Origin of the sequence: Pseudomonas sp. App30, from assembly GCF_047947025.1 — a bacterium.
Lineage (GTDB): Bacteria > Pseudomonadota > Gammaproteobacteria > Pseudomonadales > Pseudomonadaceae > Aquipseudomonas.
Window position 1 is genome coordinate 3346632 of record NZ_CP133165.1, and the last position, 12921, is coordinate 3359552.

10 protein-coding genes are annotated in these 12921 nt (G+C 62.8%); 5 read left to right on the forward strand and 5 right to left on the reverse strand.

The genetic code is table 11. The features are described from left to right. Positions 1-8: 8 nt before the first annotated feature. The 3 genes from RAM80_RS15615 to RAM80_RS15625 form a co-directional block, all read right to left on the reverse strand. Positions 9-353: a multidrug transporter gene (locus tag RAM80_RS15615; protein WP_416427380.1), complete on the reverse strand. Its 345-nt coding sequence runs from the start codon at positions 351-353 to the stop codon at positions 9-11. 87 nt (positions 354-440) lie between these two features. Continuing rightward, on the reverse strand, positions 441-1253 hold the full coding sequence (gene mutM, locus RAM80_RS15620; RefSeq protein ID WP_416427382.1) for a bifunctional DNA-formamidopyrimidine glycosylase/DNA-(apurinic or apyrimidinic site) lyase: 813 nt from the start codon (positions 1251-1253) through the stop codon (positions 441-443). 30 nt (positions 1254-1283) lie between these two features. Beyond that, positions 1284-2096: an HDOD domain-containing protein gene (locus RAM80_RS15625; protein ID WP_416427493.1), complete on the reverse strand. Its 813-nt coding sequence runs from the start codon at positions 2094-2096 to the stop codon at positions 1284-1286. Between the two features lie 344 nt (positions 2097-2440). On the opposite strand from RAM80_RS15625, the gene RAM80_RS15630 reads away from it, so the two are divergent. From RAM80_RS15630 to RAM80_RS15640, 3 genes are all read left to right on the forward strand, one after another. Beyond that, complete coding sequence (locus tag RAM80_RS15630; RefSeq protein ID WP_008364826.1) at positions 2441-3637, forward strand: class I SAM-dependent rRNA methyltransferase; 1197 nt, start codon at positions 2441-2443, stop codon at positions 3635-3637. Between the two features lie 177 nt (positions 3638-3814). Next, positions 3815-5023, forward strand: a complete 1209-nt coding sequence (locus RAM80_RS15635) for an MFS transporter (protein ID WP_416427383.1) — start codon at positions 3815-3817, stop codon at positions 5021-5023. Positions 5024-5372: 349 nt separating this feature from the next. Beyond that, positions 5373-6653: a hypothetical protein gene (locus tag RAM80_RS15640; RefSeq protein ID WP_416427384.1), complete on the forward strand. Its 1281-nt coding sequence runs from the start codon at positions 5373-5375 to the stop codon at positions 6651-6653. Between the two features lie 35 nt (positions 6654-6688). Here RAM80_RS15640 and mgtE read toward each other — a convergent pair whose 3' ends face one another. Then, positions 6689-7735 carry a magnesium transporter gene (gene mgtE, locus RAM80_RS15645; protein ID WP_416427385.1) on the reverse strand — a complete coding sequence of 349 codons (1047 nt, stop codon included), beginning with the start codon at positions 7733-7735 and terminating at the stop codon, positions 6689-6691. Between the two features lie 462 nt (positions 7736-8197). Here mgtE and ilvD point away from each other — a divergent pair, with 462 nt between their 5' ends. Continuing rightward, positions 8198-10039: a dihydroxy-acid dehydratase gene (gene ilvD, locus RAM80_RS15650; protein WP_416427386.1), complete on the forward strand. Its 1842-nt coding sequence runs from the start codon at positions 8198-8200 to the stop codon at positions 10037-10039. Between the two features lie 106 nt (positions 10040-10145). On the opposite strand, the gene RAM80_RS15655 is transcribed toward ilvD, so the two are convergent. Further along, a complete protein-coding gene (locus tag RAM80_RS15655) occupies positions 10146-11201 on the reverse strand; it encodes a haloacid dehalogenase-like hydrolase (RefSeq protein ID WP_416427387.1) in 1056 nt (351 codons plus the stop codon). 245 nt (positions 11202-11446) lie between these two features. On the opposite strand from RAM80_RS15655, the gene RAM80_RS15660 reads away from it, so the two are divergent. Next, entirely contained in the window at positions 11447-12838 is a 1392-nt protein-coding gene (locus RAM80_RS15660; RefSeq protein ID WP_416427388.1) for an L-cystine transporter, read from the forward strand. The last annotated feature ends 83 nt before the right edge of the window (positions 12839-12921 follow it).

The following is a 12921-nucleotide window of genomic DNA, read 5'->3' on the forward strand; positions in this document are numbered from 1 at the left end:
CGCGGCGGTTACTGGCGCTTGCCGTAGCCGTCGCCGGTGCAGCCCAGGCACCGCACGAACGCCGCCTTGCCGGGGTCAACCACCAGCGCCTTGCCGGCGTCCTTGACGTTGCCGCCCAGGGCGGTGAACGGCAGTGACACCACGAACACCGCCGCACCGATGGCCGTGGCCGCAATCAGCAAGGGCCGGGCAATGACCAGGTCGGCGATCATCGAAAAAGCGGGCGGGCTCTGCACCTGGTACACCGGGTCGCCGCTGCCACTGCTTTCCTGCAGTTCGTCGGCCAGGCTGGGCAAGGCCTGCAGGCCCAGGCACAGCATCAGTACGAGGGACAGGGTACGGAAGCAATTCATGGCACAGTCCTTTTGCGGGCGTTTGCGGCTACTTGATTCTTCACTATATCAGCGTCTGCCGGGTTGTCAGGCCCGGCGCGTAACCGCTTACTTCTGGCAGCGCGGGCAGTACACGCTGGCGCGCTGGCCCAGCTTCACCTCGCGCAGGGTGCTGCCGCACACCTTGCACATCTCGCCGCCGCGCCCGTAGACGAACAGCTCCTGCTGGAAGTAGCCCGGCTGGCCGTCGCCGCCGATGAAGTCGCGCAAGGTGGTGCCGCCGCGCTCGATGGCCATGGCCAGGATGCGCTTGATCTCGATGGCCAGCTTCAGGTAGCGCGCCCGAGAAATGCCACCCGCCTCGCGGCGCGGGTCGATACCAGCGGCGAACAGCGCTTCGGTGGCGTAGATGTTGCCCACCCCCACCACCACGGCGTTGTCCATGATGAACGGCTTCACCGCCATGCTTTTGCCGCGCGACAGCTGGAACAGCCGCTCGCCGTCGAACAGCGCGGTCAGCGGCTCCGGCCCCAGGCGCACCAGCAACTCGTGGTTGAGCGGGTCCAGGCTCCAGAGCATGGCGCCGAAGCGCCGCGGGTCGGTGTAGCGCAGCGCCAGGCCCGACTCCAGCTCGATGTCCACGTGCTCATGCTTGAGCGCCGGCAGCCCCACTTCCACCAGGCGCAGGTTGCCGGACATGCCCAGGTGGCTGATCAACGTGCCGACCTCGGCGTTGATCAGCAGGTATTTGGCCCGCCGCTCGACGCCGATGATCTTCTGCCCCGACAACCGCGTGTCCAGATCTTCGGGGATCGGCCAGCGCAGGCGGCGATCGCGCACGATCACGCGGCTCACGCGCTGCCCTTCAAGGTGGGGCGCGATGCCCCGGCGGGTCGTTTCGACTTCAGGCAATTCAGGCATGGAAGGCTCGTTGCAGAGCGGCGGGAAGCGTCAGCGCGCGCCCAGCTCGCGGATGGATTCCTTCAGGTTCTCGAAGTCGTAGTCCGACAGGCCGACGTAATCGAGCACCAGATGGCTGATGGTGTTCCACTCGTGGTCTTCGTTCTGGTTGCCCAGCACCCGATGCGACGAGCAGATGTGTTCGGCCATCTTCAGGATCGCCAGCAGGTTTTTCAACTGGCTGTTCTGGTTGGAGTCATCGCTGAAGATCGCCAGGGCATTGTGATGGTTGGCGATGGCATTGCCCAGGTGCTCGGGCAGGCGCCAGGACTTGGCGGTGTAGTAGCCCACCACCGAGTGGTTGGTGTTGTAGGCCTGGTTTTCGGTGTCCACCACGCGCAGCCCGGGGCCGGCGTTGGCGTAGGCGCGCTCCAGGGTGCTCATGTAGTCGGGGAAACGCTTGAGCATCAGCGGGATGCCGCAGTCGTGGAACAGGCCCAGGGCATAGGCCTCGTCCACCGCCTGGGAGCCGATGCGCTTGGCCAGCGTCAGGCAGGTCATGGCCACGTCCTGGGCGGTGTCCCAGAAACGGTTGAGGGTGACGATGGTTTCGTCGCTCATCTCGCCCTTGATCGACTGGGCGTTGATCAGGTTGATGATGGAGCGGCTGCCCAGCAGGTTCACCGCGCGCTGGATGGAGGCGATCTTGTTCGACAGCCCGTAGTACGGCGAGTTGACGATTTTCAGCAGCGCCCCCGACAGGCCCGGGTCCTGCGCTATCAGACGAGCAATCACTTCCAGGTCCGGGTCGGGCATGTACTGCTCCATCTGCAGATCTACCATGATCTGCGGTTGAGGCGGCACACTGATCCCCTGCAAGGCCTGCTGGATCTGTTCTTCTGAAAGCTCTTGGGACATAAGTACACACTCTGGACTGAGGCGCGATTTTAACCCCTGCGAGGGGCGACGGCACAACCGCTAGCGATATGATTCATGACAAGTGGCCACTACCTTTCACGTATCAAAACCGATACCCCGTGAAAATCACTGTCCTTGTGGGAGCTGGCTTGCCAGCGAGCTTCTCGGACCTCAACAGCTCGCTGGCAAGCCAGCTCCCACAGAGCGACGCAGAAGCTATTCGTCAAGCCGGCAAGCCTGCCATTTGCGTTCACGCTATACTCCCGCTCTTTTTTCCCCGGAGCGACTTCATGTCCCTGCCCAGCCTTCGCCTCAAAGCCAATGCCGACCGCCGCCTGCGCGCCGGTCACCTGTGGGTCTACAGCAACGAGATCGACGTAGCCGCCACGCCCCTGCATGGTTTCAAGGCCGGCGACCAGGCCGTGCTCGAAGCCGCCGGTGGCAAGCCGCTGGGCATCGTCGCCATGAGCCCCAACAACCTGATCTGCGCCCGCCTGCTGTCGCGCGACGCCAAGCTGCCGCTGGACAAGTCGCTGCTGGTGCACCGCCTGAACGTCTGCCTGTCGCTGCGCGAGCGCCTGTTCGACAAGCCGTTCTACCGCCTGGTGTACGGCGATTCCGACCTGCTGCCGGGCCTGGTTGTCGACCGTTTCGGCGACATTCTGGTGGTACAGCTGGCCTCGGCCACCATGGAACAGCACAAGGCCGACGTCATGGCCGCGCTGATCCAGGTCATCAAGCCCAGCGGCATCCTGTTCAAGAACGACTCGGCTGCCCGTGACGCCGAAGGCCTGGAACGCTACGTGGAAACCGCTTTCGGCGTGGTGCCGGAGTGGGTCGACCTGGAAGAAAACGGCGTGAAATTCCAGGCCCCGGTCATGGAAGGCCAGAAGACCGGCTGGTTCTACGACCACCGCATGAACCGCGCCCGCCTGGCCCCGTACGTCAAGGGCAAGCGCGTGCTCGACCTGTTCAGCTACATCGGTGGCTGGGGCGTGCAGGCCGGTGCCTTCGGCGCCAGCGAAGTGTTCTGCGTCGACGCCTCGGGCTTCGCCCTGGACGGTGTTGAGCGCAACGCCGCCCTCAACGGCTTCGCCGAGAAGGTCACCTGCGTCGAAGGCGACGTGTTCGAAGCCCTGAAGCAACTGAAGGCCTCCGAAGAGCGCTTCGACGTGATCGTCGCCGACCCGCCCGCCTTCATCAAGCGCAAAAAAGACCTGAAAAACGGCGAAGGCGCCTACCGCCGCCTGAACGAACAGGCCATGCGCCTGCTCAGCAAGGACGGCATCCTGGTCAGCGCCTCGTGCTCCATGCACCTGCCTGAAGACGACCTGCAGAACATCCTGCTGACCAGCGCCCGCCACCTGGACCGCAACATCCAGCTGCTGGAACGCGGCGGCCAGGGCCCGGACCACCCGGTACACCCGGCCATCCCGGAAACCCGCTACATCAAGAGCATTACCTGCCGGTTGCTGCCGAATAGCTGATGCCTGCTCAGCGATGAGAAATGCCGCGTAGCCGCTGCCGCAGGCTGCGCTGGCCCTCGCATTCACTGGAGATGTCTAGCGAGGCACAGGGCTAGCGCAGCCTGCGGTAGCGGCTACGATTATTCCTACAAAAACTTGGGAAATTTCGTGATCTAGCCGCTATTGACCACGATTTGGATGCGAGTAGCCTTCGTTGTCAAAAAGGCTTGGCTCATGTCTGCTCCGCACAAACACTCCGTCATGGCACTGCTGCTGGCCATGGTTCTGCTCGCCGTCTTCCCCCTCGACGTCGTCCTGCCCTCCTTCCCCGCGCTGTCTGCTCATTTCGCCACCCCCACCCACGACATCGCCCTGTCCATCAGCGTGTTCGCCATCGGGGTTGCCGTGTCGCAGTTCTTGCTCGGTCCACTGTCTGACCGGGTTGGCCGCAAGGGGCTGCTGATCCTGGGGCTGGGGATTTCCATCATCGGCGCGATTGGCTGCGCGAACGCCGACACCTTCGCCAGCTTCATAGCGTTCCGCGCGGTGCAAGCCATCGGCTGCGGCTGCTTCGTGCTGCTCAATGCACTGGTGCAGGATCTGTTCGAAGGCCGCGAGCGGGAACGCGCACGCATCCTGGTCACCAGCGCCAGCGGCGTGCTGATTTCACTTTCGCCCTTGGCGGGGGCGTTGCTGCAGCATCTGTTCGGCTGGCAGGCCAGCTTCCATGTGTTCACGCTGATCGCCCTGGGCGTGCTGATACAGGCCATGCGCATCCTGCCGCCCGCCCGTGGCGCCGTTCGAAAAAGCCAAAGCTTGCTGGCAACCTACAGCGAGTTGTTCCTCAACCCGGCTTTCATGGGCTTCTCATTGATTGCTGCAATCGCCTTTACCTGCCACTTCAGCTTTATTGCCATCTCGCCGTTGATCTTCCTCGACTACTTCCAACTGTCACAGCTCGAATTCGGCCTGACCCTGCTCGGCTACGGCGCGGCCTATGTGCTGGGCGGCCTGTTGGCCAGCCGCATGAGCCGCAGCGTCAGCCACCGCCACCAGCTGTTCACCGGGTTGTTGCTGATCGGCGCTGCAGGCCTGGCCATGCTGGTGCTGGGCCTGGCCACCGAACGCAGCGTGGCGACCGTGCTGTTGCCGATGATGATCTGCACCGCCGGCACCACCATCGCCCGCCCGGCCGCCACCTCCCGCGCCATGGAGCTGGTGCCGGCCAGCGCGGGGGCGTCGGCGTCGGTGTTGAACACGCTGGTGTTGGTGGCAGGGGGTTTAGGCAGCGCGGCGATCAGCCTGGTGGCGGCCGATTTTGAATTCATCCTGGGAGTAGTGTTTTTAGGGCTTTGCGTGGCAGGGCTCGTAGGGACCCATAGGCTGTTCAAGCCAGCATCCACTTGAATTGAGCATGCTACCGGCCCTAAAACCTCGCGCTGGACCGAGGCATTAAAGTGGCTGGGCCAGGCCACTTTCCAAAAACAAAGTGGAGGCAATCAAACATCAAAACGAGACAACAGGAGCGTGAAATAAAAACCAAAAATCTCTATCTCGCCAAACTTCAAAATAAAAATATGTAGGACTTTTCCCAAGCAACTAAAAATTGCAGCAGAGACTTTCCGCGTATTGACACCTCCATAAATCCTCCTACTATCTGCACTGTTACAACACCTGGCGATCGCTCTTGCGCAGATGCAAAAATTGTACGAGCACGAATTCGGAGACCGTATGATCTCAATCTGGTCTTGAACCAATGAGCTACAACGAACACCTCAAAAAAAACTATGCCCCCATCCTCGTCAGCCGCACAGTGCCGATCATTGGTGTAAGTCTGGTATTTTCAATCCTGGCCCGCAACGACAGCGATGGGCTGGCAATTTTTGCTTATACGCTGGCACTGTTCTCCATCATTTCGGCCATTACTTCCATGTGTCTCTCCGCCGCAGGGAACGTAATCGCGGCACCCTCTCAAGACAAGCATTCATCACAGGCAACATTCAGCGCCGGGCTGTTCCTTTCATGCACCATCGCAGCGACAGCGACCCTGCTGTCAATAGCGTTGGCCAGCATGATCTCCTGGTTTCCCGGAGCGCAGACGCTCTGCCCCTATACCATCACCTACCTGGCGCTCATCTATACCGCCTGTATCCCGATGGCGGTCATCAATACGTTTCTGCATTTATTTCATGAGGGCGCGGGCAATGCTGCCGCATGTGCAAAAACGAAAACCTTCGCGACGTGCGCCGGCATCGCATTCCTTATTCCGGCCTGGATTTATGGCGAGGAACACCTACTTGCGATCGGCATGAGCTATTTCGTGGTCATCGAACTGATCACGTTTCTGACGCTAATTATTTTTTCCAGCGCACGCGGGCTCTCCATAGCGCCCCGGTACAACGCCAGGACCACTGCCATCCTGTTCAAGCTCGGGTTGCCGGTCGCGATTGGCCTGGCTGGACAAAAGCTCTATTTCTATCTGCTCAATGAGCGCATGGCGGTGCTGGACACCAACCTGGTATCCCAGTTGTCAGTGTTCATGACCCTGTCCGGCTTGCTCTTGCTGCCTTACGTCGCATTGGGCCAGGCACACAGCCTGTACATCAGCAAGACGCTCCTTGATAGGCACCATTCATACTGGATGGGGTTGTCGTGGCTCTGCCTGATCACACTGATCTTTGCCAGTGTGGGCGTACTGCTGGGTGAATGGCTGCTGGAGTTTGTGGGAGGATCAGTGCTGGTCCCCTCAGGCACACTATTCATTACCCTTCTGCTGTTCCTTTTCAGCAACGGATTGCTCTCGCTTGCAATGGGGCACCTGCGCGGTGCAGGGGACACTTTGACCCCTCAGATAGCGGTCAATGTCATGATCTTCTCGACACTGATCCCCGTGGTCTATCTCATAACACCGCAAGTTGTGGATGTGGCGTGGTACATGAATATCCAAAGCATCGCCCTGTTATGCGTGTCACTGGGGCTTGGCCTGCGGATCTGGCTGATTCAGCATTCCTCGAGCCGGCTGAAAGCCAAGGCGTAGCCGCTGCCTGCGGCAGCGGCTACGCGGGGTGGGTTTCAGAGATCCAGCACCATCGAAGCAATACCGAAGTACACCAACACCCCCGCCGCATCGGCGATGGAGGTGATCAGCGGGCCGCTGGCCACCGCCGGGTCCATGCGCAGGCGGCTGAACATGAACGGCAGGCTCATGCCGATGAGGCTGCCGATCAGCACGATGACCAGCATGCTGCTGGCAACGATCAATGAAATGTCCCAGCCGCCGCGGATAGCGCCCAGCAGGGCCACGGCCACGGCCATGGTGACGCCCAGGAACAGCGCCACGGAACATTCGCGCCACAGCAGGCGCAGCCAGTCGCGCATGACCACGTCGCCTGTCGCCAGGGCGCGCACCATCAAGGTGGCCGATTGCGCGCCGGCGTTGCCGCCGCTGTCCACCAGCAGGGGCAGGAAGAACACCAGCACGATGTTGGCGGCGATGACGTCTTCGAACGCCGCGATGCCGGCGCCGGAGAACAGGTTGCCGAACACCAGCAGTACCAGCCACAGCACGCGCTTGCGGTACAGCACGCCCACCGAGGCGGTGGCGATGTTGCCCAGGTGCTTGCCGATCAGCGCGCCCTTGTGGAAGTCCTCGGTGGCCTCTTCCACCACCACGTCGATAGCGTCGTCACAGCTGACGATGCCTACCAACGCGCCGTCGCCGTTGACGATGGGCAGGGCCAGCAGGTCGTGATGGCGGATCAGGCGCGCCACCTCTTCCTGGTCGGCATCGACCCGGGCGCTGATCACCGGGGTGATCATCAGGTCGCCCACCCGCATCTGCGGCGCAGCCAGGATCAGTTCGCGCAGGGACAGGGTGCCCAGCAGGCAGCGCTGCTCGTCGAGCACGTAGGTCTGGTAGATGGTGTCGGCGTCGGCCGCCTCGCGGCGCAGGCTGTCGATGGCCTCGGCGGCACTGAGGTGCACGCCCACGGTGGAATAGCCGCTAGTCATCAGCGCGCCGGCGCTGTCCTCGGGGTAGGTGGCCAGCTTGCGCAGGTCGTCGCGCTCCAGTTGGGCACGGCTGCGTTGCGAATCGATTTCGTAGTTCAGGGTAGTCATGTGTTGCTCTCCAGTCAGCGGCGCAGGGCTGCCTGGCGAGCGGACGCGTCAGCTCACAGGCAGGCCCGCCGCCGCTGCGGTCGGGGCCAGAATGTGGTTCTCGAAGGAACTTAAACTGGGGTGGTCCATGGGGGTTATTTCTCGTCAGCCGCACATGCGGCGCGGGGATAGTAACCATGTAGGCAAGGCTTAAATACCCCTTCCGGCAAAATCAGAAACGTCCTACAAATCGCCGGCCAGACGCACGTGGTCGTTCCTGGCATTCCATCCGGCCGCCAGCGGTGTAGAATCGAGCTATTCATCGCCAATCATCCCCCGGCGGGTTTATGAGCTCCGGTCGAGCGCGCAGCGATCCTGCAGCGTCACCGACCTCATCCGCAGTGGCAGCTACCTGTCGCCGCTGCAAAGGACAAGAGAAGCTCACTCCCTTACTGATACCTGATTAGCCGCCCGGAGTGCTCCATGCCTGACTATCGCTCGAAAACGTCCACCCACGGCCGCAACATGGCCGGCGCCCGCGCCCTGTGGCGCGCCACGGGGATGAAGGACGCCGACTTCAAGAAGCCGATCATCGCCATCGCCAACTCGTTCACCCAGTTCGTCCCGGGCCACGTGCACCTGAAGGACCTGGGCCAGCTGGTAGCCCGCGAGATCGAACGCGCCGGTGGCGTGGCCAAGGAATTCAACACCATCGCCGTCGACGACGGCATCGCCATGGGCCATGACGGCATGCTGTATTCGCTGCCGAGCCGCGAGATCATCGCCGACTCCGTGGAATACATGGTCAACGCCCACTGCGCCGACGCCATTGTCTGCATCTCCAACTGCGACAAGATCACCCCCGGCATGCTGATGGCCGCCCTGCGCCTGAACATCCCGGTGATCTTCGTCTCCGGCGGCCCGATGGAAGCCGGCAAGACCAAGCTCGCCAGCCACGGCCTGGACCTGGTAGACGCCATGGTCATCGCCGCCGACTCCAGCGCTTCTGACGAGAAAGTCGCCGAGTACGAGCGTAGCGCCTGCCCTACCTGCGGTTCGTGCTCGGGCATGTTCACCGCCAACTCCATGAACTGCCTGACCGAAGCCCTGGGCCTGGCCCTGCCGGGCAACGGTTCGACCCTGGCCACCCACAGCGACCGCGAGCAGCTGTTCCTGCAGGCCGGCCGCACCATCGTCGAGCTGTGCCAGCGCTACTACGGCGAGAACGACGAGTCGGTGCTGCCGCGCAACATCGCCAACTTCAAGGCGTTCGAGAACGCCATGATGCTGGACATCGCCATGGGCGGTTCGACCAACACCATCCTGCACCTGCTGGCCGCCGCCCAGGAAGCCGAGCTGGCGTTCGACCTGCGCGATATCGACCGCCTGTCCCGCGTGGTGCCGCAGCTGTGCAAAGTGGCGCCGAACATCCAGAAGTACCACATGGAAGACGTGCACCGCGCCGGCGGCATCTTCAGCATCCTCGGTTCGCTGGCCCGTGGCGGCCTGCTGCACACCGACCTGCCGACCGTGCACAGCCGCAGCATGGAAGAAGCCATCGCCAAGTGGGACATCACCCAGACCAACGACGAAGCGGTGCACCACTTCTTCAAGGCAGGCCCGGCCGGCATCCCGACCCAGACCGCCTTCAGCCAGTCGACCCGCTGGGAAACCCTGGACGACGACCGCGAGAACGGCTGCATCCGCAGCTTCGAGCACGCCTATTCGCAAGAAGGCGGCCTGGCCGTGCTGTACGGCAACATCGCCCTGGACGGCTGCGTGGTGAAGACCGCCGGCGTGGATGAGTCCATCCATGTGTTCGAAGGCAACGCCAAGATCTTCGAAAGCCAGGACAGCGCCGTGCGCGGCATCCTCGCCGACGAAGTGAAGGAAGGCGACATCGTCATCATCCGCTACGAAGGCCCGAAAGGCGGCCCGGGCATGCAGGAAATGCTGTACCCCACCTCGTACCTGAAGTCCAAGGGCCTGGGCAAGGCCTGCGCCCTGCTGACCGACGGTCGCTTCTCGGGTGGTACCTCGGGCCTGTCCATCGGCCACGCCTCGCCGGAAGCAGCGGCGGGCGGCGCCATCGGCCTGGTGCAGGACGGCGACAAGGTGCTGATCGACATTCCGAACCGTTCGATCAACCTGCTGGTCAGCGATGAAGAACTGGCGGCACGCCGCGTGGAACAGGACAAGAAAGGCTGGAAGCCCGCCGAAGTCCGCCCACGCAAGGTGACCACCGCGCTGAAGGCCTACGCCCTGCTGGCGACCAGCGCCGACAAGGGCGCGGTGCGTAACAAGGCGATGCTGGACGGGCTGTAATAGACGACCGGTGGGAGCTGGCTTGCCAGCGAGATTTTCGGGCCTCCCCAAAACTCGCTGGCAAGCCAGCTCCCACATCAGCGATCACCCCGGAATTATGTGAACTTCACTGGATTTCCTCGGGTTTCACGATCACCCAATTCTTGTCCGCCGTCACCGGCAACCCTTCCTTGGCCTGCGCCGCCGCGTTCTTGCTGATCATGCCGTTCAGCTGGTCCATGTACTTGGCCTTGCGGTTCACCCACAGGTGCACCCCGCCCTTGGCCACGTCGACGCTGTGGAACAGCATGTAGCCGTCGCTCGACGGCGTGTCACCGCCCACCAGCACCGGTTTCTTCCACTGATCGATATATGTCAGGATCGCCGCCTGCTTGCCTGCCATCCAGGTGGCCGGGGTCCACAGGTACGGGGTCAGCTCCATGCCCATGTTGGCCTTGGGGTCATACTTGCCGGCTTCGATCTGCTTGCGCGCGGTAGTCAGCTCGCCGGTCTTGGGGTCCTTGAGCAAGGTGCTCACGCCAATCACGTTCTGCGGCTTCACGTTGTAGCCATACTTGGGGTCGGCCGCCACCATGCGCACCAGCTCTTCCGAGGCCGCCGTCACCACGTACACCTCGATGCCGTTCTCCATCAGCTTGTTGTACAGCTCGGCCTGGCCGGTGAACACCTTGGGCGGCTCGACGTTCATGGTCTTCACCACATCGCCCTCGAAATAGGTGGCTGGCACCGGCTTGCCCGAAGCCATCATCTCGTCCACGTAGCCCTTGAGCTGGGTCAGGGTGAAGCCAGAGAACACCTGCGCCACCCACGGGTAGCAGACCATGTCATCCACTTCGCACAGGCGGTAGTAGTAGCTGAACAGGCTTTCCTTGTGGCCGGCAGTGTCCTTGAACGGGATCAGCTTCAGCGACGGGTCGAGTTTCTCGCGGGTCAGCACACCCTTGTTTTCCAGGTACGGCAGCAGCGACTCTTCCAGGTCGTAGCGGTAGCTGGTGTTGTCCATGTCGAACACCGCGTAGTTGCCCTTGTGGGCATTGGCCGCGATCATCGCGTCGAGCTGTTTGGCCTGGGCCTCAGGCCAGTGCTTGAGTTCAGTGGCGAAGACCGGGCTGGCCAACGCCAGGCCCAGGGTGACGGCAATCAGGTTACGCAGTGGCTTCATCGGTGGTGCTCCCCAGAGTGATGCACGGACCCTAGCAAATGCTCATGACAACTCTGGCGCGAACACGACCGCCAGGGGCCCGATCGCGCCACGCGCTTGCCTGTAAACGCCACCCTCTTATTCCAAAAACGACTTAGCTCATGCGAACTTCGTATAAATGACAGAAAATTCAGGGTGTTAGAGTTTGTGGTTGGCCAGCGCCCATCAGAGGCGCAAGCGCCGGAATCAATTCCCCTGGAGCTTCAATGAACCTGCCCTTGCTACTCAACCTGCTGGTGTTCCTGGCCCTGCTGCTAGGCCTGGCGCAAACCAGCCGCACCTCATTCAGCCTGGCGAAGAAGGTCCTCATCGGCCTGGCGCTGGGCGTGCTGTTCGGCAGCGCCCTGCACGCCATCTACGGCCAGGGCAACCCGCTGCTGAAAACCACCATCGGCTGGCTGGACCTGGTGGGCAACGGTTATGTGCAGCTGCTGCAGATGATCGTGATGCCGCTGATCTTCGCCTCCATCCTCAGCGCCGTGGCGCGCCTGCACAACGCCTCGTCCCTGGGCAAGATCAGCTTCCTGACCATCGGCGTGCTGCTGTTCACCACGGCCGTTGCCGCGCTGATCGGCGTGGGCCTGACCAACCTGTTCGGCCTCACCGCCGAGGGCCTGGTGGCCGGCACCCAGGAACTGGCGCGCATGCAGGCGATCCAGAGCGACTACGTGGGCAAGGTCAACGACCTCAACATCCCGCAGCTGCTGCTGTCCTTCGTGCCGCAGAACCCGGTGGCCGACCTGGCCCGGGCCAAGCCGACCTCGATCATCAGCGTGGTGATTTTCGCCGCCTTCCTCGGCGTGGCCGCCCTGCAACTGCTCAAGGATGACGCCGAGAAAGGCGCGAAAGTGGTCAGCGCCATCGAGACCCTGCAAGCCTGGGTAACCCGCCTGGTGCGCCTGGTGATGAAGCTGACGCCCTACGGCGTGATGGCGCTGATGGCCAAGGTGGTCGCCAGCTCCAACCTGCAGGACATCCTCAAGCTGGGCAGCTTCGTGCTGGTGTCGTACATCGGCCTGGCGCTGATGTTCATGGTGCACGGCGTGCTGCTGAGCATCGCCGGCGTGCACCCGCTGCGCTTCTTCCGCAAGGTGTGGCCGGTGCTGACCTTCGCCTTCACCAGCCGCTCCAGCGCGGCCACCATCCCGCTGAGCATCGAGGCGCAAACCCAGCGCCTGGGCATTCCGCAGGCCATCGCCAGCTTCGCCGCCTCGTTCGGCGCTACCATTGGCCAGAACGGTTGCGCGGGCCTGTACCCGGCCATGCTGGCGGTGATGGTGGCACCCACCATGGGCATCAACCCGCTGGACCCGATGTGGATTGCCACCCTGGTGGCGATCGTGACCCTGAGCTCGGCCGGCGTGGCGGGCGTGGGCGGTGGCGCGACGTTCGCGGCGCTGATCGTGCTGCCGGCCATGGGGCTGCCGGTGTCGCTGGTGGCGTTGCTGATTTCGGTGGAGCCGCTGATCGACATGGGCCGCACGGCGCTGAACGTCAGCGGTTCGATGACGGCCGGCACCATTGCCAGCCAGGTGTTGCAGCAGACCGATCGGGCGCTGCTGGATGCCGACGAGCACGCCGAGCTGGCGCACCGGTAAACGCTTGTGGGAGCTGGCTTGCCAGCGAGCTGTTGAGGCCCCGAAAAGCTCGCTGGCAAGCCAGCTCCCACAAAGGCAGGCGC

Coding starts and splice junctions, on each gene's coding strand:
- RAM80_RS15635 (WP_416427383.1), top strand. CDS start 3,815: ATGCGAGTAGCCTTCGTTGTCAAAAAGGCTTGGCTCATGTCTGCTCCG.
- RAM80_RS15640 (WP_416427384.1), top strand. CDS start 5,373: ATGAGCTACAACGAACACCTCAAAAAAAACTATGCCCCCATCCTCGTC.
- RAM80_RS15630 (WP_008364826.1), top strand. CDS start 2,441: ATGTCCCTGCCCAGCCTTCGCCTCAAAGCCAATGCCGACCGCCGCCTG.
- RAM80_RS15660 (WP_416427388.1), top strand. CDS start 11,447: ATGAACCTGCCCTTGCTACTCAACCTGCTGGTGTTCCTGGCCCTGCTG.
- mutM (WP_416427382.1), bottom strand. CDS start 1,253: ATGCCTGAATTGCCTGAAGTCGAAACGACCCGCCGGGGCATCGCGCCC.
- RAM80_RS15655 (WP_416427387.1), bottom strand. CDS start 11,201: ATGAAGCCACTGCGTAACCTGATTGCCGTCACCCTGGGCCTGGCGTTG.
- mgtE (WP_416427385.1), bottom strand. CDS start 7,735: ATGACTACCCTGAACTACGAAATCGATTCGCAACGCAGCCGTGCCCAA.
- RAM80_RS15615 (WP_416427380.1), bottom strand. CDS start 353: ATGAATTGCTTCCGTACCCTGTCCCTCGTACTGATGCTGTGCCTGGGC.
- ilvD (WP_416427386.1), top strand. CDS start 8,198: ATGCCTGACTATCGCTCGAAAACGTCCACCCACGGCCGCAACATGGCC.